This is a genomic window from Patescibacteria group bacterium, from assembly GCA_028692545.1.
In the GTDB taxonomy this organism is placed as follows: Bacteria; Patescibacteriota; Patescibacteriia; order UBA1558; family S5-K13; genus STD2-204.
In genome coordinates, this window is record JAQUXC010000002.1 from 66,766 (window position 1) to 91,369 (window position 24,604).

The 24,604-nt window shown below is 27.9% G+C and carries 23 protein-coding genes; 11 read left to right on the top strand and 12 right to left on the bottom strand.

Going from position 1 to position 24,604, the window contains the following annotated elements:
* Positions 1–27: 27 nt before the first annotated feature.
* From PHZ07_01355 to PHZ07_01385, 7 genes are all read left to right on the top strand, one after another.
* On the top strand, positions 28–573 hold the full coding sequence (locus PHZ07_01355) for a hypothetical protein (GenBank protein MDD3284220.1): 546 nt from the start codon (positions 28–30) through the stop codon (positions 571–573).
* Between the two features lie 148 nt (positions 574–721).
* Positions 722–1,846, top strand: a complete 1,125-nt coding sequence (locus PHZ07_01360; GenBank protein MDD3284221.1) for an ImmA/IrrE family metallo-endopeptidase — start codon at positions 722–724, stop codon at positions 1,844–1,846.
* Positions 1,843–2,331 (top strand): DUF4411 family protein, encoded by a 489-nt coding sequence (locus PHZ07_01365; protein MDD3284222.1) that lies wholly within the window; start codon positions 1,843–1,845, stop codon positions 2,329–2,331. Before PHZ07_01360 ends, PHZ07_01365 begins: the two co-directional genes overlap by 4 nt.
* Positions 2,332–2,655: 324 nt before the next feature.
* Entirely contained in the window at positions 2,656–4,251 is a 1,596-nt protein-coding gene (locus PHZ07_01370; protein MDD3284223.1) for a PKD domain-containing protein, read from the top strand.
* A gap of 402 nt (positions 4,252–4,653) precedes the next feature.
* Complete coding sequence (locus PHZ07_01375) at positions 4,654–5,442, top strand: lipoprotein (GenBank protein MDD3284224.1); 789 nt, start codon at positions 4,654–4,656, stop codon at positions 5,440–5,442.
* Positions 5,443–5,682: 240 nt separating this feature from the next.
* Complete coding sequence (locus PHZ07_01380) at positions 5,683–6,402, top strand: sulfite exporter TauE/SafE family protein (GenBank protein MDD3284225.1); 720 nt, start codon at positions 5,683–5,685, stop codon at positions 6,400–6,402.
* 129 nt (positions 6,403–6,531) lie between these two features.
* Positions 6,532–6,693: a hypothetical protein gene (locus PHZ07_01385; GenBank protein MDD3284226.1), complete on the top strand. Its 162-nt coding sequence runs from the start codon at positions 6,532–6,534 to the stop codon at positions 6,691–6,693.
* A 598-nt stretch (positions 6,694–7,291) separates the two neighbouring features.
* Here PHZ07_01385 and PHZ07_01390 read toward each other — a convergent pair.
* The 5 genes from PHZ07_01390 to PHZ07_01410 all read right to left on the bottom strand — a co-directional run bounded on the left by PHZ07_01390 (position 7,292) and on the right by PHZ07_01410 (position 12,301).
* Positions 7,292–7,438, bottom strand: coding sequence for a lmo0937 family membrane protein (locus tag PHZ07_01390; GenBank protein MDD3284227.1), 147 nt, complete (start codon positions 7,436–7,438; stop codon positions 7,292–7,294).
* A gap of 202 nt (positions 7,439–7,640) precedes the next feature.
* Positions 7,641–8,654: a hypothetical protein gene (locus tag PHZ07_01395; GenBank protein MDD3284228.1), complete on the bottom strand. Its 1,014-nt coding sequence runs from the start codon at positions 8,652–8,654 to the stop codon at positions 7,641–7,643.
* Positions 8,655–8,669: 15 nt separating this feature from the next.
* The gene (locus PHZ07_01400; protein ID MDD3284229.1) at positions 8,670–9,602 is read right to left on the bottom strand and encodes an EamA family transporter; all 933 of its coding nucleotides are present in this window, start codon (positions 9,600–9,602) and stop codon (positions 8,670–8,672) included.
* 27 nt (positions 9,603–9,629) lie between these two features.
* Positions 9,630–10,961, bottom strand: a complete 1,332-nt coding sequence (locus tag PHZ07_01405; GenBank protein ID MDD3284230.1) for an AAA family ATPase — start codon at positions 10,959–10,961, stop codon at positions 9,630–9,632.
* 2 nt (positions 10,962–10,963) lie between these two features.
* The gene (locus PHZ07_01410; GenBank protein MDD3284231.1) at positions 10,964–12,301 is read right to left on the bottom strand and encodes a hypothetical protein; all 1,338 of its coding nucleotides are present in this window, start codon (positions 12,299–12,301) and stop codon (positions 10,964–10,966) included.
* 138 nt (positions 12,302–12,439) lie between these two features.
* On the opposite strand from PHZ07_01410, the gene PHZ07_01415 reads away from it, so the two are divergent.
* A complete protein-coding gene (locus PHZ07_01415; GenBank protein ID MDD3284232.1) occupies positions 12,440–12,703 on the top strand; it encodes an autorepressor SdpR family transcription factor in 264 nt (87 codons plus the stop codon).
* A 19-nt stretch (positions 12,704–12,722) separates the two neighbouring features.
* A complete protein-coding gene (locus tag PHZ07_01420) occupies positions 12,723–13,379 on the top strand; it encodes an SdpI family protein (GenBank protein MDD3284233.1) in 657 nt (218 codons plus the stop codon).
* Positions 13,380–13,449: 70 nt separating this feature from the next.
* On the opposite strand, the gene PHZ07_01425 is transcribed toward PHZ07_01420, so the two are convergent.
* The 4 genes from PHZ07_01425 to PHZ07_01440 all read right to left on the bottom strand — a co-directional run bounded on the left by PHZ07_01425 (position 13,450) and on the right by PHZ07_01440 (position 19,486).
* Positions 13,450–15,144 carry a GspE/PulE family protein gene (locus tag PHZ07_01425; protein ID MDD3284234.1) on the bottom strand — a complete coding sequence of 565 codons (1,695 nt, stop codon included), beginning with the start codon at positions 15,142–15,144 and terminating at the stop codon, positions 13,450–13,452.
* A gap of 15 nt (positions 15,145–15,159) precedes the next feature.
* On the bottom strand, positions 15,160–16,230 hold the full coding sequence (locus PHZ07_01430; GenBank protein MDD3284235.1) for a hypothetical protein: 1,071 nt from the start codon (positions 16,228–16,230) through the stop codon (positions 15,160–15,162).
* A 146-nt stretch (positions 16,231–16,376) separates the two neighbouring features.
* Complete coding sequence (ftsH, locus tag PHZ07_01435; GenBank protein MDD3284236.1) at positions 16,377–18,182, bottom strand: ATP-dependent zinc metalloprotease FtsH; 1,806 nt, start codon at positions 18,180–18,182, stop codon at positions 16,377–16,379.
* A 65-nt stretch (positions 18,183–18,247) separates the two neighbouring features.
* Positions 18,248–19,486, bottom strand: coding sequence for a S1 RNA-binding domain-containing protein (locus PHZ07_01440; protein MDD3284237.1), 1,239 nt, complete (start codon positions 19,484–19,486; stop codon positions 18,248–18,250).
* Positions 19,487–19,660: 174 nt separating this feature from the next.
* On the opposite strand from PHZ07_01440, the gene PHZ07_01445 reads away from it, so the two are divergent.
* Positions 19,661–20,293, top strand: coding sequence for a CDP-alcohol phosphatidyltransferase family protein (locus PHZ07_01445; GenBank protein ID MDD3284238.1), 633 nt, complete (start codon positions 19,661–19,663; stop codon positions 20,291–20,293).
* Positions 20,294–20,369: 76 nt separating this feature from the next.
* Here the strand turns inward: PHZ07_01445 and PHZ07_01450 are convergent, their stop codons facing one another.
* Positions 20,370–22,103, bottom strand: coding sequence for a glycerophosphodiester phosphodiesterase family protein (locus PHZ07_01450; GenBank protein MDD3284239.1), 1,734 nt, complete (start codon positions 22,101–22,103; stop codon positions 20,370–20,372).
* 64 nt (positions 22,104–22,167) lie between these two features.
* Entirely contained in the window at positions 22,168–22,698 is a 531-nt protein-coding gene (locus PHZ07_01455; GenBank protein MDD3284240.1) for a CDP-archaeol synthase, read from the bottom strand.
* Positions 22,699–22,792: 94 nt separating this feature from the next.
* Between PHZ07_01455 and PHZ07_01460 the strand changes: the two genes are divergently transcribed.
* The gene (locus PHZ07_01460; protein MDD3284241.1) at positions 22,793–24,040 is read left to right on the top strand and encodes a U32 family peptidase; all 1,248 of its coding nucleotides are present in this window, start codon (positions 22,793–22,795) and stop codon (positions 24,038–24,040) included.
* 30 nt (positions 24,041–24,070) lie between these two features.
* On the opposite strand, the gene PHZ07_01465 is transcribed toward PHZ07_01460, so the two are convergent.
* The gene (locus tag PHZ07_01465; protein ID MDD3284242.1) at positions 24,071–24,496 is read right to left on the bottom strand and encodes an NlpC/P60 family protein; all 426 of its coding nucleotides are present in this window, start codon (positions 24,494–24,496) and stop codon (positions 24,071–24,073) included.
* Between the last annotated feature and the right edge of the window lie 108 nt (positions 24,497–24,604).

Below are 24,604 nucleotides of genomic sequence, written 5' to 3' on the forward strand. Positions count from 1 at the left end.
TAAACATAATTATTATTTTTAAAAAATATGGACGAAATAAATAAGTACAAAGACTCTATAGAATATATAGAGAATGAATTTCAAAAAATAATAAAGGAGAATCCATTAAATTTTGATAAGGAATATTTATCCCAAATAAGGTTTAAAGTTACTAGTTTTAAAAAAGGTGATGATCAATCTTATGATGTAAATTACGAAATAAAAGGCTTTGACTATGGAGATGATTATAGTAATGGTTTAATTTTAAGTTCTAGAGATGGACTTTCAATCGAAGAAGAAATTGCAAAATCAATCTATGACGATATAGTAATGGGTACAGACTTAATGAGGAAAGATCCTAAAGTAAGAGAATGCATAGATAGGGCAGAAGAAGAAGCAGAAGAAATACTTGAAAACAAAAAGAAGAAAGATAAAAAGAAATTTTGGGGTTGGGCTAGACCAGAAATAGGAAAAGGTCATCATTTAGGAGATTGTCATATCTTTTGGGAAGAAAAGAAAAGAATCTTAAAAGAAAAATATAATATAGATTGGAAAACTCCTGCGGAGATAAACCCAAGTGCTAAATTTGATTGATATAATTAAATCAATCTTATAAACTCATTAAAAAGTGATTTAAAAAAATAAAGATTCTAATATAAAAATATATGAGAGACAAGATTTTAGATAGAATTAAGAAATCTAATAGGTTTCTTTGGCTTGGAAACTATTGTATAATATTTATATGGATAAAGTTAAATCAATAAATAAAGAAAATTTAGAAATTGCAAGAAATAATGTCGGTCTGAGTACTATGTCGGCAACAAGAAAAATTTCAAAATCAAAAATTGATTTAGTTTTTGAATGGGAAAATGGAACATCACTGCCAACGTGGAATCAAATAACTAGATTAGCAAAAATATATGATATTCCTGAGGTACTCTTTTTTTCTAGAGAGTCTATTAAGAAGAACAAAACAATTCCAGACTATAGGATTGGACAAGATTCATATAATGATGAAAAAATACAGAAACTCATTAATATTGTTATTAGAAGACAACGATGGTTAAAACAAAATATTAAATATAACCTAAAAAAAAATGTTTTACAGGGTAGTGGTAAAGAGATTCAAAATCCAGATCAATTAGCTTTATTAATAAAAGAAAAACTAAATATTGATTCTTATGAAATAAAAAATATTTCTGGAGTAAGCTCTCGCAAAAAAGTATTGGATTATTTAATAAGAAAAGCAGAGGATTGTGGAATATTTATTGGAAAAACCATACATTACCATAGAATAAAAGTAGACGATATGAGAGGCCTTTATATTTCTGATGATTATTGTCCTTATATTATTCTTAATAGAAGAGATGCTCTTTCTGCACAGATATTTTCGCTTATACACGAGTTAGCTCATTTGTTTAGAAAAACTGACTCAATATCAAATAGCTTAGAGTTTAGACATTTAAATAAAAACATAAACTACGAGGAAATATTTTGTAATAAAGTTGCCGCTGAATTGTTATTGCCTACAAAAGATCTTAAAAAAACATTTTATGATATATCCGACATTAATAATATGGCAGAAATTTACAAAGTTAGTAGATTAATGATTTTTTATAGACTTAAAGATCTAAATAAAATTGATAAAAATGATATAGATAATTTAGAAGAAAAAATACGTAAAGAAACTGATGAAGACGTTATACATAAAAATAATAAAAAAAATACTGGCGGAAGTTATGTTAATAATATGAGAGATTCAAATGGAAAACTTTTTAATAACATTATTTTAGAACTTTATTTTGATAAAAAAATAAATTACGTAGAGGCATCTAATTTACTCAAATTCTCTGTTGAAAGTCTATGATAAATAATTTAACAAAAATAAAATACTTAGTTGATACAAATGTTTTAATAGAGCTTTCTCTCTGGAAGCCTATTGCTCTAAATTTAAACAAAGATTTTTGGTATAGACTCTCAGATGCTTTAAAGAATGATAAATGGGTACTTCTCGATGTTGTCGTTTGGGAGGTGCGTTATGATAAAGACTTAAAAAAATGGCTCTCTGAACAAAAAAATAAAGGGTTGGTTAAAAAAATTAATGATAATAATAAAAATCGTGCTGTTGAAATCAATAATCAATACAAAATAATTGATGACATTACTGGCAAATCAACGGTAGACACTTATTTGTTAGCTTATGCAGAAGCCGAAAATTTAGGTATTTTTTCAAGAGAAAGCTCTAGAATTAATTCTAATCAATTATACAAAATTCCAGATATATGTAATATTTTAAATATCAATAAAACTAGAAGCCCTAAGGCTTTTTTAAAAGAAATAGGATTTAATTAATAAATAGTCATAATTTTTTAGATACATATAAATTCTTTTTCTTTTTTATTGATTTATTTTAGCAATTCCCTACAATCACAGTTCTAACGTCCTCCACTAAGGAGTATATAATAGTCTTAAATGACTATTTTTGTTTATTATTATATTTGACATAAACTAAACATTATTGTAATGTGTAAACAAATTTAACATTCTAATCATCAGGAGGAAATGATGAAAAAGCTTCTTATTGTGGCCATTTTAATGGCTTTTTGCCTAGTTTTAATAGCACAAGCACCTGATACTCTTTGGACAAGGACCTTTGGCGGTCCAAACAATGAGTGTATGGAAAATATTAAAGCTACCAGTGATGGGGGTTGCATAATGGTTGGATCAACCAATTCTTATAGGAGTGGTGGTCAAGATGCATACATAATCAAAATTGATATTTATGGAAATTTACAATGGAGTAGAACTTTTGGCGGTAGTCAACAAGACATTGCTTATTGTGTTGATGAAACACCAACTGGTTATTGCATAACTGGATTTACAAGGTCTTATGATAGTCCAGACAATACCAATCTTTGGCTTTTTAAAGTTGATACAGCCGGAAGTTATCAATGGATGAGAACTTACGGTGGCAGTCAAGATGATGTCGGCGTATCTTTGCAATATACCACAGACAACGGATATATTATTACTGGTTATATTCGTTCAAATAACGAATTATCAGGTGATCCATCCGGCGACATATGGCTTATTAAAACGAACTGGTTTGGTGAAAGAGAATGGCACAGGCGTTTTGTTTTTGATGATTGTTGGGATGTCGGAAGATCTGTTACTCAAACATCTGACGGAGGCTATGCAATAGCCGGAAAACAAAACAATAAAGCCTGCTTGATTAAAACTGATTCTAATGGTTCTTTACAGTGGACAAGAGATTTTCCTGGTTATCCAGATTGCTATTCCATGCAACAGATTTCTGATGGTGGTTATATCTTATGCGGTGCTACCACTAACATATCTGGCACTTGGGATTTCTATTTACTCAAAACTGACTCAGATGGAAATTTACAATGGAGTAGAAATTTTGGTGGTACTCAAGAAGATTATGGTCGTTCTGTAGCCCAAACATCAGATGGTGGATATGTAATATTTGGAACGACAAACTCTTTTGGTTTAGGAAATTATGATACTTGGGTAATCAAAACCGATGCTAATGGAAATGAACAATGGAATAAAACTATTGGCACCACTGGAGATAATCAAGGTTATTCAATAGCACAAACATTGGATGACGGATATGTAATGGCCGGATATTCAGATGAACAAGCATATGCAATTCGTCTCAGAGGTAGACTCGTATTATTTAATGGAACCCCAACATCTGGATATATTCCACTAACGGTTACTTTTTCTGATCAATCAATAATTCAAAATTTAGTAACTTCCTGGCAGTGGACATTTGGTGACGGTCAAACCTCATTAGAACAAAATCCAATCCATACCTATACGCAAGCTGGGCAGTATTCCGTGAAATTAAAAATCATTGATTCGAGCGGTGTTGCTGATTCGCTTATCAAAACCAATTACATCACAGTCCTGGAAGTGCCACCTGCTCCACCTGAGAACTTAACAATTACAATTTCAGGTCGCAATGCAATTTTGAATTGGGAACCAGTTACTACAACAATCTTCAATAACCCAATAACTATTACTGGTTACGTAATATACTTCAGTGAAATTCCTGATACAAACTTTTGGTATCTCGGATGCACCGAAGCCATAACCTACACACATTATCGCGTGACTCAATATGCCAGCGGTATGTTCTACAGAGTTGTTGCTGTCACAGATGATTGGAATCGAATAAGAAGCATAACACAAAGAAATCCTCATATTCAACTTGGGCAACTAAATGCCTTGTTGAAAAAAGAGTGATAAACAATTTCAAAATCAATAAAAGAAGCCTTGGGATAATATCTCGAGGCTTCTCTATTTTTTTGCATTTCTACCAATATTGTTGTGGCCATATTGTGGCCATATTGTGTCCAAGAAATGATTATATGTAATGAAGTTAATAGGAATTGATGGCATTTGATAATCAATATTATTCAGTATTAATGGGCTTTTATTCACTTTACTCAATGTTTATCAAATGTTTGTAAAAACTGCTTTCTCGGGTCCGATTCCCGTTACTCGCTCCATTCGAAAGAGCCCATTTATATTGGGTTTTTTTGATACCATTAAAGAAAAAAGCAAACTGAGATATATTTTTATTTGGATTGTTGATATAATTAAATTAGGATAATTAATGTCGAGCTGAGCTCAAAATATATTTTTATGAAAAAAATTATAATTTTATTAGTAATAATATTTTTATTAAGTGGATGCACTATAATAGATACTGTTTCCAATAAATTTACAAAGAAAAATTCTATTAAAAATACTTCTGAAACAAAAAATGATAAATTTAATAACCCAGTAAAAAAAAGTGACCTAGGATCTGATATTTTTTTTGATAAACAATATCAAGCACCATTAGTTATTAGCAGAGAGGATTTTGATAATAGTTGTTCTCGTGCAATAGATACTGGTGGTAAGTATAATTGGGTCTGTAATTCAACCATGAATGAAAAAATTGGCTGTATATCAAAAATAGGACCTCACTATCTTAATTTTCATAGTAATATAGATATGTTAGATATCTATAGGTGTAATAGTGTAGAGGACCCAATGGGTAAACATACCGGATTAACAAATAGTAGCTATTCATTTATATATTTATCAATTGGTGAAAAAAGAGTAATCGTTTATTATGATTGGGATGATTTTATAAAAGACTATAAACCAATTATAGATTCTAAAAAATCAGCGCGATATTATCTTTTTAGCGCGGGTTTTACTATACCCCCAATAGAGGAAGCACTGATAAGTAAAACTGAGGATGGTTATTTAATACCTGGTTTTCATTATTATGATAATCGCAAATGTGATTATAGTAATAAGTCTGGCGATTATAAGATTTATAAAGCAGATTTTTTAGTCGACCTTAATGGCATAATAAAATTATTTGGTGATAACAAATTTGTCGGCACAACAGAATGTTTTCCTAAAATAGAACTAAATTAGGACATGAAATACTTTATTATTTTTATAGGATAATTATAAATTACTCACAATCACAGCTCTAACATCCTCTACCAAGGAGCTCCATAAAAAAGTCCTTTATTTAAAGGGTTTTTTGTTATACCCGTAAATAGAATTGAACTACTATTGACAAATATAAAAATTTATTTTTATATTTGACTTAATTTTACCATATTGATACCATTATATGTTAAAAAATAAATAAAATATTAGGAGGACAACATGGAGCTTATAATTATATTTATAGTCACCTTTATTACTCAAATGCTTGGGGTTATGGTGGGCGGAAATAGAAATGTTTTACTTCCACTGCTTATGTTTATGGGTTTACCATCAAATGAGGCTTTGGCTACATTTAAAACAGGAGGATTGGGATCGTTTGCGTCATTGATAAAATTCCATAAACATCACTATATAAAATGGAAAATGGCAATTTATCTAATTCCATTTATAACAATCGGCAGTTCAATAGGAAGTATAATTGTTATAAATATGAATCCAGAATTATTTAAAAAAATAATATCTATTTCAGTTCTTATTTCTTTACTAATGTTCTCGTTTAGAAAAAAGAATAAAATAAGAGAAATTAAAATAAAAAATAATTTCTGGATTTATATAATGTCACTTTTTACTGGGCTTGTGAGCGGATGTATAGGTTTCATGGGAATTTTTCTACAATATCTTTATATGGGAAGTGGAATGACTTTTATAGAAGCAACCGCCACAAAGAAAATCACAAATTTCGTAAGTAACATTGTTTCTTTTATAATATTTGTACTCGCAGGCATAATAAATTGGCGCATTGCCGGTATAATGTTTGTTGCTTCATTTTTCGGATCATGGATAGGAACATCATTGGGTATAAAAGTTGGTAATGTTTGGCTAGAAAAGATTTTTGTTATAGTAACATTTGTCGGCGTAATAAAAATACTATTCTATTAATAGAATATATTAGGCTCTGTGCAACGATAGCACAGAGCCTTTTAATTATACGTTAAAAATCAAAAATTTTACCTATAAAAATAATATATTTTATAAAAATCATTTTGGAATAAAAATATTATTAAAATTATGGCACCAAAAGATGAATTTGATAAGAAAAAACCACTAAAAAATTCTCCTAATTTTTTATCATATATTTGGATATATAAGTTTGGGAATAGCCATTTATTTTATTCTTTGTTTTGTATTGCATTGATGCTGGACAAGCTTGATAGTGTTATAGTGAAGTAGTAATTTTACTATCAATAAAAGGTGACTTTAAAGTCTTCCCCTTTTCTCTTTTTGATAAAATTTTCTAGCAATTCCCTACAATCACAGTCCTAACGTCCATAACCAATGAGCTCAATCGAGCTTAACTCGACCAACAAAAAAATCCATTTTTATAGGCTTCATATCCGGTCGTATAACTGGATTTTTGTTATACCACTAAATTAAAATGTATGAGATTTAACATCTTTACAACCAAAACCACTATTAACATGATGTTGATGGTGATTTATTCGCGAACTCGTTTTATACTTAAGCGCTATGCTTGGTATTTATAGAAAGTTGCAAGCACATTCCCATGATCGCGATAAACATCATTATTGTTGCACCAGACCAATCATTGGCGCCATTACCGCGATAGACAATAGCATACAAAATCATCAATATTCCAACGATGAAAGTTAGTATAGAACTTACTGACGAAGAATTCATTGCCATATATTTATTAGTTATAATTTAGTTTTGATATATAAATTGTTAATTATTCAAAAAATTTTTGTTTATCTAAAGTAAAAAATTAAACTTGTTTGTACAAATTTAAAAGAGTTTAAAAGGTTCTTTATTAAACCCTTTTTCCCTTTATTAATCTTACCAAAATCATAATAACCGCTATTACTAAAAGAGCGTGGATAAATCCACCAAGAGTATAAGATGTTACTAGACCTACAAGCCAAAGAACAATGAAAATAATTGCAATTGTTGTTAACATAAGCGTTTTTATTTATTATTTATTAGTTATATTAACCATAGCACCATTTGGATTATTAAGATATAGAAGTTAAATTGAATTGTTTTTGTTTTTTTTAAAGCCTTTTAATAGGCTTTTTTGTTATATTGAAAAATAAATCAAACTAAAATATATTAAAAGATTCAAAAAAGGAGCTTATTAGCTCCTTTTTTATAATATTCTACTATTTATTAAACAAACTTTTTGCCAAATCCCAATATTCTGGATTTCCATTCAATTTTTGTAAATACCACCACTCTACACCCCACAAATAACACTGATTGAGGTCTGAATCAATTGCATATTGAAGATTTGCTTCAAATTGTTTTAGATCAAAAGATTTATTTGATTCATCTGGTTTCAAATCTTTAAGCGTTCCCTTTGGAACCCATGGCTCTGCTTGAAGCTCACTTATTATCATATTATCAGAACGCAATTTCAAAAAACTTGCCTTGAATTTATAAAACCAAGCTGGAATTGGATACCTAAAATACCCAAAAATAGGATTCCATACCACACGATACATTGTAGTACCAAATTTGTCTCCAATATCCCACTCTCTTCTCCATGAAGAAAGTTCTCCTGATGCAGTTATAAGAATTGGTCTTTTGTCTAATTCTTTTACTAATTTTACCTCTCTTCCTAGAAATGCTTCATCACCATCTGGACATATTCCAAAAGTATTTAAAAGTGGTTCATTTTCTACCTGCCACATTATTATTTCATCTCTATCTCTATATTTAGAAACTACATGATCAATCATGATAAGTGTTTGATCTTTTATATTTGAAACTCCCATAGAAAAAGTCCAACTTGGTGCATGACACTCTGGCCATCTTGGAAGACGCCAACCAATATTTGCAACAAATTTTACTCCTCTTTTTTTACCTTCATTAAACATATAATCATAATCACTAAAATCATATTTCCCCTTTTCAAATTCTATATCATCCCAATAGATAGGAATTCTCACATATTTTACTTTCAAATCATCAAGCATAGAAATATAAACTTCTTTCCAATCAAGACCTATTTCACCACAAAGTTTTTTGGAAAACGTTACTGCCCAATAATTTTCTTTTGTATTATGAAGATTAATTTTGCCAGGATAATGCTTTGCAAATTTTAAATACCACAAAAGAAATATTATTAAAAATATTAATAGAATATATATAATCATTTTTTTGTTTAATTTCATATTAATAATAAAAAATTATGATATAAGATATAAACCAATAGCAATTATAAATATTGATATTGCTTTTTGAATAATTATTGATTTTGATATATCTTCTTTTATAGCTTTTGGCCTTAACATTGTAATTACAGCTCCAAGAATTAAAAGAAATGCATACTGTACACCCTGTAATGCATTTACAAAAACCACAGACCCGAGTGCAATTGCATAATTTTGTAAAAAAGAGCCTACAGCTGCGAGACCTTGATTTCCAAAAAACAAAAACTTATTTTTTGTTTTCTTTAATAATTTTATGCTCTTAAATATTCCTTCTCTATCTTTTTTATCAACAAGTAAAAATAGTACCATAATAAAACTTCCCAATCTTATCCAAATAAAACCACTCATAAATGGCTGAATATTGTACATATATTTTGTACCAATAAAAAACAAAGAAAAAAATAATGCTGCCAGAATTGCAACAATTATTCCTTTTGTATCATCATCATCTGTATCACCAAACCACATTGCAAATTTATGCCATATAGTTTTTTTATTTGGAATCCAAGAAATAATCAAAGTACCAATAAGAAGTAATATTATACCAATCCATTCGCGAACACTAAATTTTTCATTAAAAAATGAAATTGAAAAAAATATTGTAAATATTGGAATAGAACCACCAATAAGAGTAATAACTTTTGAAGTATCACCATCTTTTAATGCCTTATACATCAAAAGTAATGCCAAAGGAAACATGGCTCCAATAATAATATTTAAAAGAAATGTCACAATTCCAGGCCAAATAAGATAAAAAGGAGCAAGGACAAAAACAATCATTCCAAGACATCCCACAAAAAACGTATAAGCTTTACTATTAGGAACTACATTTCCTAAAATAAACTTATCTCCAATGTTTACAAAAGCCATTATCAAATAAGCTATAATTGCTATTAAAAACCAAGACATATTTTTTCTTATTATTTATTAAAATTATTACAAACTATTAATTATTTCTTTTAAATTTTTCATTTTTAGAGAATTAAAATCTTCTTCTGTAATAGAAGACGATGCATACAAAGCATTTTCTGATTTACTATCATATTTCTGATATTTTCTTGGATAATTTGCTTCCAAGTCACCATTTGGCAATACAAAAATTCTATATTTTTTTAATTCTTTTATAAAATTATCACCTGATACATTTTTCAATTTCAAATCAATACGATTTAGTAAGTCTCTCAAATAATTACCTTGTAACATATCTCTATCAAAAATCATAACATAAGGAATATCAAAAATATTCAAAACTTCAGCATACACAACAGCATTTCCTTTTCCATATGTTTGAATTACTTTTATATCTTTTTCACCCATATAAAAATTATTTATCAAAGATGTAAACAACAACTTGTCTGATACACCTTCTACAAGTACAACTTCATCAGAGAAAAACATTTCTAAATTATCCGCATTTAATTCTTTTATTAGTCTATCTAAATTATAATTTTTGTTTTTTATTGTAAGAACACTTGTAATATTTTCTTTTTTCACAACTTTTATAAGTTGAGGTAAGGAAACTGGAGTTATAAATAAAGGAGAATGTGTAGTAAATAAAATTTGACCAGAATTGCTATTTTGCATTGCCCACAACAATTTTCTTATCATAGCAGGATGCAAATGATTTTCTGGTTCATCTATCATTATAATATTATATTCTGGATGATAAATATATAAAAGTATAGTAAATACCCTACTAAAACCACTTCCAAGCCAATCAATGGTAGCATCTCTATCCCCTTCTTTTATACCTTTGTGTTCATAATTTATATCCAATGCATTTTTTGTAGTAGATATTTTTGGAAAGTGCTTTTTTAAATTATACTGAAACTCATAAAAATTTTGTTTGTATTTAAAAATATTTTTAAAATCTTCATTTATACAATCAAGATCCAAAAATACATTTTCATTTAATCTTTTTATTTTTGAAGATAGATAATTAGATATTTTTTCATCATATTCAATGTCTTTTTTTTTAAATGACAATATTCTTTTTTGATTTTTTAAAATCAGATTTGCCCTATCACTTGGAAATAAAAATTCTTTCACCTCAAATTCTGTAAATTCAATATTTAAAATAATATTTGATTTATCATAAAATAGAGATGTATTATCTTTTGTTGGGTCAATACAAAGCTCTATTGCATCTAAAATATTTGATTTACCAGAGTTATTTTGTCCAATAAAAGTATTCATCAAATTCAAATCCAAATCTATAGGATTTTTTATACTTTTATAAAGATTAATTTTTATTTTATCTAAAAACATATTTATAACAAATTTACATCATCAATCTCATCTATTTTATTGTTTAACACAATATTTTCTATATGATACGTACCCAGCTTTGGTGCATTCATAAATCCCTCCATAGCTGCCTCAGCCATCCAACCAGAATCAATCCAATCAAAAAGCCACTCATTTACATATTTTGGATTTTTACTATCAACCCCTGCACCAATAGAAAGTAACCATCTTCTATTATAATTTTCTTGGGATCCAAGTGGTTCAGACATTATAATTGGAATTCCAAGTCCCGCATAAAAACTAAGCTCAGATGGTTTTGTCCATAATATATCTGTGGTTTTCAATTGTTCATTAAACATTTTGAAATATGTCATCTTGTCCTCTGAATATAAAATTTTTACATTTTTGGAATTATCTATCTTATTATTCTTCAAATATTTTTCATAGTACAAATAAACATCATTTCTATTACCAGCAACTAATATAAGTCTAAGCTTTCCTTTTTTGATATGATCTCTTAGGCTTTCCAAAATTGTAACTCCTAAATCACGCTGAGCACCAGCACCACCAACAGCAAACATTATTGTAAGTGGATGTGCATTTTTCTTTATTTGAGAAACTGGACACAGATATCCTTCTATAAATTTTGCATACTTTTTTCTATATATTCCCTTTGGATCCAAATTATATATTCTTGATTTCAAACTATTCTTTAATATATTCATATTCACTCCACCAATATTTTCTTTTGGCAAAGGAAAACCTGTCAAGAATATATTTTTTGAATTTACTCCATAAAGCATCAGCCTTTCTTTTACTCTTTTATTTGGGACTAAATATTTTATTCTACTTGTTTTTGGGTGATACGGAGCCCAAGCACGAGCAATATCTGCATCACAAACTATACAATATATTTCACCTTTATATCCATAATATTCTGCAAAATATGCTGGTACAAAAAAAGTAGTTACAAAGGGAAGCGGATTTTTATTTAATTCATCTATTAATTTTTTGCCAAGACCGTGTTTAACTTGATTGAAAAAATATTTTTGTTGATAAGAATTATTTGACAAATCTCTTTTTGGGTAATATGGATCTATTTTTTGCATATCATCCATTATGCCAAAAGCCAAATTTCCTAAAATTGGAAAATTCTTATACATTGATATTATTTCATACCATTTTCTTCCACCTTGCCAAGATTTTTTTTCTTTTTTACTAATCCCTTGATAACTATTTGCATTTATTATTCCACCTTCAGAAACAGAAACAAATGGATAAGCAGCGCGCTGATGACCATATCCCATATCTACAGCTACTACATACATTTTGCTGTTTTTTAAAGATTTTTTATCCTTCATTTTATTATAAATATTAATTTGTTTAATTTAATTATAACATAAAAATTATATTAAAAAACCAATATTGACATATCGTTTTTGATATGATAATATTTAGATAGTTATCTAAATATCTAAATACAATTTAAAAATAATTATATGGGATTAAACGAAACACTAAATGCATTATCAGATCCTTCAAGAAGAAAAATACTAGACCTTTTGAAAAAAAAAGATATGTCGGCAGGAGAGATTAGTAAATATTTTGATATAACCCTACCCTCTATTTCTCATCACTTAAATATTTTAAAGCAAACAAATCTTGTAACATTTCAGAGAAGTGGCCAACAAATAATTTATTCTCTTAATTTGAGCATATTTGATGAAGTGGCAGAATTACTTATAAAATTTTTCAATAAATAACAAAACTAAAGAAAAAATTATGAAGAACCCAATAAAAATGAATTTAAAAACAGAAATATTACCAATATTATGTGTAATATTTAGTGGAGTCTCATCTATCATGCTGTATCCAAAAATGCCTGAAAAAATTCCTATACATTGGAATTTTAGAGGTGAAATAGATAATTGGGGAAATAGCTTTTCGCATGTAATTGCTATAAATGCAATGATAATAGGAATTTACCTAATGTTTATATTTATGCCATATCTTGATCCCAAAAAAGAAAGATATGAACAATTTGAAAAAATATATCATATAATAAAAAATGTACTTATGATATTTTTGACTGGTATATTGTTTATGACAAATCTTAGTGCAATTGGTTATCCTATTAATGTAGCACTATATATTCCTATTGCTGTTGGAATATTGTTTATAATACTTGGAAATTATATGGGAAAAATAAAACCAAATTGGTTCGTAGGAATAAGAACTCCATGGACACTTTCTTCTGAAGAAACCTGGAATAAATCTCATAGATTGAGCGGAAAAATATTTATGTTATCAGGATTTCTTATTGCAATTAATGGATTCTTGCCAGAAATTTTAAGACTTCCTGTGTTTATTTTTGCAATTGTTATTATCTTATTTGGAACACTTGTTGGTTCTTATATAATTTATAGAAAAAATAAATAGTAATAATATTCTTCAAAACCAAAAAACCCTTTATTTAAAGGGTTTTTTGGTTATATAATTAAAATAAAAATTAATCCGCTACTTTGAATACTTCTTCGATAGAAGTTATTCCATCTTTTGCTTTTAAAAGTCCGTCTTGAACCATTGTTATCATTCCATTTTTCTGAGCTAATTCTTGAATTACATATTCTGAAACTTTGTTTTCAAGTATTACATTTTCTATTTCCGGAGACATTGTAAGAACTTCATATATACCTACTCTGCCTTTATACCCCAAACCATGACATTTTTCACATCCACGACTTTTATAAAATTTTATATTATTAAGTTCTTCTTGATCTAATTGAGAACCAGAATTTACTGGAATAGAAGATAAAATATTTAATATCTGTGTCATTTTTTCATTATCTATTTTTTCTTCCTCTTTACAATCTGGACATATTTTTCTTACAAGTCTCTGACCTATAATAGAGTTTATTGCGGGAGATAATAAAAATGGTTTTACTCCCATTGCAAGTAATCTTGGTATAGCAGCAGAACTAGAGTTTGTATGAAGTGTAGATATTACGAGATGTCCAGTTAGAGCTGCATTTATAGCAGTATCAGCTGTTTCTAAATCTCTTATTTCTCCTACCATTACAATATCAGGATCTTGTCTTAAAATAGATTTGAGTCCTGACGCAAAGCTATAATCTTTGTCTTTTTGAATTTGTGATTGATTGACACCTTGTAATCTATATTCAATTGGATCTTCTAAAGTTATAATTTTATTCTCTGGTGAATTTAATTTTTTGAGTATTCCATATAATGTAGTAGTTTTACCAGATCCTGTAGGGCCAGTGGTTATTATCATCCCGTTTGGTCTTTTTATTTGTTGATCCAAGTCTACAAATGATTTACCACGAATACCCAAACTTTCAAATCCCAAGCTATTTGTAGAAGACCTGAGTAATCTCATAACAACACTCTCTCCAAAATTTGTAGGTATTGTTGAAACTCTAACATCTATATCCTCTTTACTTAAATGTATCGTAAATCTTCCATCTTGTGGTTTTTCTGTAATATTTATTTTGAGCCCTGAAATAAGCTTTATTCTAGAAATAATTTTAGACCATATTTCCGAATCAAGTGATGCTACAATATGGAGTACTCCATCTATTCTCATTCTTACTTTTATTCCATCCTCCTGTGCCTCTATATGAATATCCGAACTTTCAACCTGTACTGACACCGCCACTATAGCAGTCATTATTTCTGACACTCCAGCTCTTTTAAGTAAAGAATCTATTTTATCAAAAGTAAAATTTTCTTGCCTATATTTATTTATATCATCTTCTGTAATTTCAACCCCTTTTTTTGTAATGATCAATTTTGGTAATTTTTCATAAATACTAATTGCATACTCTAGACTATTATCTGATATCAAAAATAATTCAACACTTTTTTGATTTGCTATAATTTCATCTATTAATTTTTTGACTTGTGGATTGGATGGGTTTGTAGTCCCCACTTTAACACTATCATCCAAAATTGCAAAACAAACAATTTGAAAATTCTTTGACTTTTCAATTGGTATAAAACTCAAAGCATCTGGAGCTATAGGAAAACCTTTTAAATTTATATATGGAACATCACAAGATACAGCAGAAGCTTTTGCTTCTTCTTCAAGGTTGTCTATTTTTATATCATGAAGCTTCTCTTTTAATTTTATAGAATCCTCATTATCCTGATTTTCTTTGAGTAAATCACCAATATTTTGTGTCATAAGTATTAAAATTTATTAATCCCTAGCCTTTGGTCTACCTCTTCTTCTTTTTAATTTAGCATCAGCTGGGATTTTATTTATATCAGAAACTTTTACAATTTGATTTTTCGTTTTCATATAATTTGATAAAGACGCTACCACTCTAATCACCTTACTATATTTTTTACCAGATGTAAGTTCATTGAAAAGAAGTGCCCATGCAGATGTTTGAAATACTGATATAAACATTCCAACAAATAAATATAATACAACAAGTGGAATTATCTTAAACAAAACCATTGTTATATCCCCATTTGTAAATGCATATATTACAAGCAAATCCATATTGTAAGGACCAAGTATTACTAATGTTAAATATATCACTATAAGACCTATAAAAGTATTTATAATCAAAAGAGTCGCCATCATCTCTATACTAATAAGCCAATTTGTTTTGAATAAATTCCATGCTTTTGATATGGATGGGACAAATTTTTCACCTTTAATAATAACAAAATTTATAGCATATTTAATAACAAAAGAAATAATTGTAGCAACAGGTAGAAAGAATAACCAAACTATTATACCTATAACAAATTTAAATTTTTCTCCACCAGCCTGAATAACAAAAAGAAGTAGTGGTATTGCTATAACAAGTACAATAAGAGTTATCAAAAATTTTGATACAAAATTCAAACCTAAAACTTCTATAAAATAATCTTTGGATTTATTGAAAATATCTTTGAATTTTACGGGTTTATTTTCTGCTATATCATTTGTAGCTTTTATAATAGCCGTCTGGGAAATTATAATAATCCATATCACTATAATTGCAATAATAATCATTATAAGTACCATAGTTGCCCAATTCAAAATACCTAAAAATCCTTGAGCGTTATGAAGTGCATCTAGTAAAAAGAAATCTCTCACACCTTGTGGAATTATAGAAGATGTCATATCTTCTACACTATACATGGTATTGAAAAATATTTGCATTTCTCCACCATTTCCAAGCCAAAGAGCAAATACACCAAAGAACCATAAAAATTTATACTTCCAAGTTATCTGCCATGCCTTTTTTAAAATAGATCGATATAAAGGTTCCATAATTTTAGTTTTTATTTTTTTAATTATTTATTTTAAAATATAAAATAGCAAGAAATATCCCTCTCATATATTATAGTAAAAAAATGAAAATATAACAAAATAAAAAATGCCAGATTAGACAATCTGACATTTTTTTAGTACAAATATTAAAACATATTTTCAAATTCTTCTTTCTCAATTGTTTCTTTTTCTAATAATTTATTTGCTATTTGATCTAATTTTTCTCTATTTTTTATAATAATATCTTCTGCTTTTTTATAGCACATATCTACCAAATCTTTTATCTCTAAATCAATCTTCTTTGCTACATCTTCACTATAATCTTTATTTTCATGAATTTCTCTACCCAAGAAAACCATCTCCGTATTTTGACCAAAAGACCTATAACCTAAGTCTTCATTCATTGCATACTTTGTAATCATTTTTTTTGCTATGTCTGAAACCTGTTGTAAATCAGAACTTGCACCATTTGTAATCTCTCCAAAAATAATCTTTTCTGACACCAAACCTCCCAAGGTCATAGCTATATCATCTATAAATTCTGTTTTTGTATGAAGATGCTTATCTATATCTGGCAATTTCATTGTATATCCAGCCGCTCTTCCACGAGATATGATAGAAATCTTATGTATAGGATCACAGCCTGACAATAAGTGGCCAACCAAAGCATGCCCTGCTTCATGATATGCTGTAATACTTTTTTCTTTTTCAGATAAAATGTGACTTTTTCTCTCAGGTCCAAGCATTACTTTTTCTATACTATTTAATATGTCTAATTGTGAAATTCTTTTTTTGTTTTGTTTTGCTGCTAATATTGCAGATTCATTTAAAACATTTCTTAAATCCGCTCCAGAAAATCCAGGAGTTCTTTTTGATATCATTTCTAAATCTACATTTTCTTCAAGTGGCTTGTTTGCAGCATGAAGTTTTAAAATTGAATACCTATCATTCATATCTGGAAGATCTATTATAACTTGTCTATCAAAACGACCAGGACGAAGAAGTGCAGGATCTAAAACATCTGGCCTATTCGTAGCAGCGAGAACTATAATATTTGTTTCATTATCAAATCCATCCATTTCTACTAATATTTGATTTAGAGTCTGTTCTCTTTCATCATGACCTCCACCAAGTCCCGCACCACGATGTCTTCCTACAGCATCTATTTCATCTATGAAAACTATACATGGAGAAGCTTTCTTGGCTTTTTTAAATAAATCTCTAACACGAGATGCACCAACACCTACAAACATCTCTACAAATTCAGAACCAGAAATATGAAAAAATGGAACATCAGCCTCTCCAGCAACAGCTCTTGCTAATAATGTTTTTCCTATTCCAGGAGCACCAAGAAGTAATACACCCTTTGGTATTTCTGCTCCAAGTTTTATAAATTTTTGAGGATCTCTAAGAAACTCTACGACCTCTCTAAGTTCTTCTTTTGCCTCAATAGCCCCAGCAACATCTTTGAAAGTAAATTTTTTCTTTTTATCTGCTAATTTTGCTCCTGATTCTCCAAAACTAAGTGCCTTTGAATTTGCACCCTGAACTCTTCTAAACATAAACCAAATAAAAATTCCAACAAACAAAAATGGCAATAAAAAAGGTAAAATTGTTGTAGCCCAAAAAAGTAGTCCAGACTCATCCTTTACAGATATATCTACTTTATTTAATTTATCTTTATCAGATCCTAAATTTATAAGCGTTTGAGTCAAACTTTCATCTTTTTCTTTTTGTGCTTTATTAAGTTCACCATTATTTAACTCTATATCCAATGAATCTCCTACAATTTCTATTTTTTTCACTTCTTCATTTTGAATTTTGGAACTCAAATTAGCCAAAGATATATTTTCTGGTTTTTTTGGTTGTTCTATATTGTAGAAACTAAAGACAATAGCAATTAGTAATATAGCAACAACAAATATAAAAAAATTTTTGAAAGCATTTTTCATTGTTTAGTGCTTATTATTTAGTACTTTAAGTATATATAATTATATACAAATTTCAAAGTAGACTTTTATTCTTTATTTTTTGAAGACTTCTTTTTTTGTTCTTTTTTATCATCATTTTCTACTTCTTCCAAAGCAGAGTCTTTGATGTCTTCTTTTGTAGATTCTTCATGTGCTTCAACTTCTTTTTCAGACTTTTCTTTCTTTATTTTTGAAGCTTTGAGTGATAATCCCAATCTATGATCTTTTGATTCTAGATTAATAATAGTAAAATCATATGTCTCACCTATTACAACAACATCTTCTGGGCTATTTATTATATGATCGCTAAGTTCTGAAATATGAGCCAAACCATGAATATCTTTATCAAGCTCTATAAATGCTCCAAAAGGATTTATTTTCAAAACCTTGCCTTTTACTTTTCCACCAATTTTATATTTTTTCTCTATATCTTTCCATGGATCACTTATAAGTTTTTTCATACTCAAGGAGATTCTACCATCATCAACTGATATTATTTCTGCTTTTACTTTATCACCTACCTTTATTACATCATTTGGATTATCTATTCTCTGCCAAGCCAATTCTGATATATGAACGAGACCTTCTAAATTATCTCCAAATTCTACAAAAGCTCCAAAATCTGCAACTCCAGTAATTTTTCCTTCTATTACTTTTCCCATTCCATATTCTTCTAATGTCTTCTTTTGTTCTTCTGCCCATGCAGATTTTTGAGATACTATAAGTTTTGATTCTTTTTCATCTACATCTATTACTACTGTCTTAAAAGCTTTTCCTATAAAACTTTTCAAATGACTTAATATTTTTGATTTATCACCACCTTCTACTCTTGGATAATATTTTGTAGTAAGTTGTGAAACTGGTAAAAATCCTACAATATTGCCAACTTTTACCATAAGACCACCTTTATTTGCATCAATAACTTTTGCTTCAACGATAGATTCTTCTTTCATTATTTTTTCAAGATCTTCCCATGCTTTTTGATGACTTGCATATCTAAAAGAAAGCTCCATATAGCCCTTTTCATTATCCAAATCCAAAACTGTGGCTGAAACTAAATCATCTAATTTATAATCTACATTTACACCGCCCTCATCTTGCACTTCTTTTCCTCTTACAACACCAGACAATATTCCATTGTAATCTAAGACTACTTCATTTTTACCAACAGCAACTACCTTACAATCAATAAGATCTCCTACTTGTGGCAATCTAATATCATCATGTGCTTCTAATATATTCGCAAAAGCACTATTATTTTTCTCTTTTGTTTCTTTTGTACTCATAAAATTATTACACTCTTTCGAGTTATTCATTTACCCAAAAGATGGATAAATAAAAAAACTGACCTTTAATTATTATATCCTTGCATTAATCGGTCTTATTAATCCAAGTCATATGAAATTTTACTATAAAATCTATATAATTGCAAGCTCTTAAATATATGATAAAATGTAGCTATGAATAAACTGGATTTAATAATAGACACAATAAATCTAAAATCACAAAAAGTCAGGCAAAAACTATTTTTACCTATTATTGCATTTTTATCAAAAATTGGGATAAAAGCCAATACAATAAGTATATTTAAAATCGTTCCTGCAATATTTTATATATTTTTAATACAAACAAATCCAATAATTGCTTTTTTGATAATATTTTTTGGAGTAGTGCTAGATTTTTTTGATGGACCACTCGCAAGATATGCAAATACAGTAAGTGATCGTGGAAAATTTATAGACATGTTGTCTGACTATATAATTTATGCGTGTTTTGTATTTGGTTTGATAATTATAAATTCAGGAGATGTAAAATTATTATCTTATAATATAATAATAATGCCTATATTATATTTACTTATAATATTGAATAAGAATGAAAATAAAAAAACAGATTGGATAATACATCCTGAAGCAAAAGCAACATTTCATAGAATAATCATAGAAATATCTGCTTTATGTTATTTATTATTCAAACTACCGATTTTATATTTTAATTATATATTATTTTTTGCAAATATACTTGCAACTATTCACGCTACATTTCACTTCTTTGTTTTTATAAAAAAAAATAATAATCACCAAAAATGTTGATTTTCAAAATAATTTCCACATAAACAAAACTATCCGACTCAGCTGGATAGTTTTTATAATAAAAATAATTTCGAATTTATTTTCTTGAACGTTTAGAAATTCTTGTGTCTAATTTTGTTACCATATCTGGATTACTAGAATACATAACACCTGGATTCTTTTTGAGTTCTTCTAATTTTTTATCTCTTATTTTATTTTTTTTACGTGCCTCTAGTGTTTTGTATGATTTCATAAATTTCTTACGCTCTGTAAGTGTTGTAAGTTCTCTTGCCTTAGGTCTATCGTATGCATTTTTGTAAAGAGTTCTATCGTCTTCTTTTCCTACATCATATACATTAATTTTTATATTATTTTCTGAACATTTTAAAATTAATTCTTTAAAAACATCTTCTCCACTCAAATATGATAATACCTCTGATTTAAATTTTCTTAATGCTGATATTTTACCAAATGTTCCATCAAATAACTTGGACATTTCAGTTCCCCAAACTTTTATGTTAAGACTTCCACCATGTAAAACTCTTGCCATTATTTTTATAAATTTATCATCAACTGGCAAATCTCCAATTGCTGTTTCATGGACACCAACAGTCTTTTTTTTATTTTTTTCAAATTCTTCTAAAAGTTTTAACCAATATTTATTTTGATCTAATAATATAGAATGTGATGTAAATTCACCAAACTCTGATTGTGGCTTAGCATTGCCATTTGCTAAAGCTTTTTGACGTTGTCGTGAAACAAATGATCCTATAGCATCTAAAAATCCTGGGCAATGTTCAATAGCACCCATAATTAATTTAGGAATTACTCTCAAACCAGGGAAGTAGCTCATACTATAATGCAAATTTGGTTCTTTTTCATATAAATATTGAAGTGTTTGTGGAAACCAAGAAACAATATTTACTCTATGTTCAAAATGATTTTTTCTAATTAAATTTAAAATATCATCAGCCATTTTTGTATCAAAATCTTTTATATCAATATTTATTTTTGTGACCTGATTATCCAACTTTTTTACCATTTCAAAAAAATCATCTAAAGTAGTTAGATGCTCCCCATGTATAAGTTCAATTTTTTGTAATTCCCCCCAAGTTAAATCATTGATAGCTTCCAATCTATTTGCAGATGAACCAAGTGTCACATTATGATGAATAATAATTCTGCCATCCTTACTAAGTCTTACATCAAATTCTAATTCACTTATATTTTCCTTTATAGCATTTAGAAGTCCTTCTTTAGAAGCCTCGTCTTTGCCAAAACCTCTTTCACGATGAGATAATACTGGATTTTCTCTACTATCTTTCAAAGTTTTCATTACAAGACCAATCTCTTTTTCCATAAGTCCATTTAAAAAATCTCCATAATCTTTTTTTGTAATAGCCGTACCAGTTCCTTCTGTTAAAATATTAAATAAAAATTTTGAATAATCTTCAAGTGGTGCTTTTGATTTCAAAATATCATCCGCAGATCTTTCTAATGTTAAAATTATAGACAACAAAGCACTTTTAAAATCTTCTTTTAAACCATCATTTACTTCATACACAGAACAAAACATTTCAAAACTTTCTTCATTTTCATAAATATCTTTAAATGTCTTTCGCAAAATATGTATAGCCCTTACTTGTTCAAAATAAATATCACGTCTTTCCATTATTCTATCTTTATCTTCTATTTCTGTTTTATAATCTACTGGATTTCTTAAATCAATTATTCTATCATTATTTATTTCATCTTCATTATAAAAAATAGTATCTACATTTCCTTCTGAAACTATTTCATTTTTATCAAAATTAAATTTTTCTCTATTCATATAAAAAATTATTTTATTTTTTATAATAACATAATTTTAACATTTTTTCAAGTATACTAAAATATCAAAATTTATTTTTTTGAAAACCTAAAACATAGCCTATTAAATTAAATATTGGATGAATTGCACCAAAAAATATTATTGCAATAGCACAGTCTTTAAAAGATAAATTTACATAAAAACTTACAAAAATTACAGCACCAACTATCCAATCAATTTGATCAAATGGAATCCATGACTTTCCTGAATCAATATTTTTTTGTCTCTTAAAAAAACTCTTAAAAGAATCTCCAAAAAGTGCACCAAATCCTAACAGAAAACCCAATAAAACAATATTAATATTTGAATAATCTATCATTGAAATAGAAATTGTACTTGCATAAAAAAACTTTTGCAGAAAAACACAAAATATTGCTATTAATACTCCAAACAAGAAACCTCTAAATGTTTTATTTTTACCTAATAATGGTTTTTCTCTAAATTTGAACCCAAAATCAATAGGATAATTCAAAAAATTAACTGATCTAAATATAGAAGCAGTTATATTTGCAATTGATGCTGGTAAAAATAACCAAATTAATTTCAAAATAATCATATACTTTATATAAATTATTCCATTTTTTTATAAAGAAGTAAACTAATTTCATTTTTGTTATAATTTGCTATAATAGCAATATTATCAAAAAACTATGACAAAATTAAAAAAACCAGAACTTTTAATTCCAGCAGGAGACTTGGAAAAATTAGAAACAGCTTATCTTTATGGTGCTGATATTTGCTATATGGGAGTAAAAGGTTTTTCACTTAGAACAAAAAAATCTGAAATAGATTTTGATGAAATAAAACAAGCAATAAGTATTGCAAGGCATTACAAAAAGAAAATTTTTTTAGCTCTCAATTCTTTTATATATGATAATGAGATAAAACAAATTGAAAAAATTATAAAAGAATTAAATATAATAAAACCAGATGCACTTATAATTGCAGATCCCGGAATAATAAATATTGCTACAAGATTGAAAAACAAAATTCCAATTCACTTATCTACTCAGGTAAATACGCTAAATTCTGAAAGTATAAAGTTCTGGAAAAAAAATGGGGTAAAAAGAATAGTTTTGGCTCGAGAATTATCACACAAACAATTAATACAAATTAAAAAAAATGTTTCAAATATAGAGCTTGAAATATTTGTTCATGGTGCACTCTGTGTATCATATTCCGGCAGATGCTATTTGAGTAAATATTTAGTAGACAAAGATTCAAACCGTGGAGAATGTACTCAGCCTTGTAGATGGCAGTGGCAAGCACATGAAACAATAAAGTCAGATAGAGTCCTAAATTTCGAACAAATTGATAATACAAATTATATTCTAAATTCAAAAGACTTATGCTTGATAGAAAAATTTCCAGAAATATTCAAACTCAATTTTTCATCTCTAAAGGTAGAGGGTCGAATGAAAAGTTCATATTATGTAGCAATTGTCTCTATGATTTATAAAAATGCAATTGATGATTATTTCAAATCTCCAAAAATATTTTTAAAAAATTTAAAATATTACAAAAAAGAATTAAAAAATATTTCTCACCGAGACTATACAATAAACTTTTTTGATGGATATAATGATAATACTATGAATTTTAAAAATTCTGGATATATAAAAAATTATACGATGATAGGAATCGTAGAAAAATACGATACAAATAAAAAAGAATTATATATAAATTGTAGAAATGAAATAAAAGAAAATAGTACTATAGAAATACTTAATTGGAGACAAGGAAATATAGAAAAAATAAAAACAAACAAAGTATTTGATTTAAACAAAAAAGAATTTATAAAAAGTGCTCACAATGGATATTATATAAAAATTTCTTGTGACAAAAAATTTGAAAAAAATTCTATAATTCGAAAAAAAATAAAGGTCATCAGTAAATGACAACCCTTACAATTCCTATACATAAAGTTACTAGCTATAAGCCAATACCTTTATAATTTTTCTATTACCGTCAAACTCGTAATGGTGTTTCTTTATTACGCGTTCTTTTGTGGAATTACTTACCACTATTCCATTGCCAATATAGAACCCTAAATGATTACGACCATTTTCATTTTCTTCGTAAATCACTATATCACCTGGTTCAATATTTTCCAGTGAAACTTCCACCCATCCAAAGTTTTCCATATCCTTGATTGTTGACTTAATTGTCGCATGCGGAAAAGATATCAAATCAAAGTACTTCAGAACTTCTGAAATAAATTTTGCACAGGAACGTTTTCCATCTACTAATACATCAACTCCATATACAAAGAAATTTCTATATTTCTCTGAACCAACTTCAGAAATAATATAGCTCAGAAAATCTTCTGGATAATTTCTCATTGATTCCTCCATTTTTTATAATTTACTATTTAAACACAAAAATATAAAAAAATCAAGACCTTATTCCAACAGACCTAATATACCATATTTTCAATAATTATCATTTTATTAAAATAACAA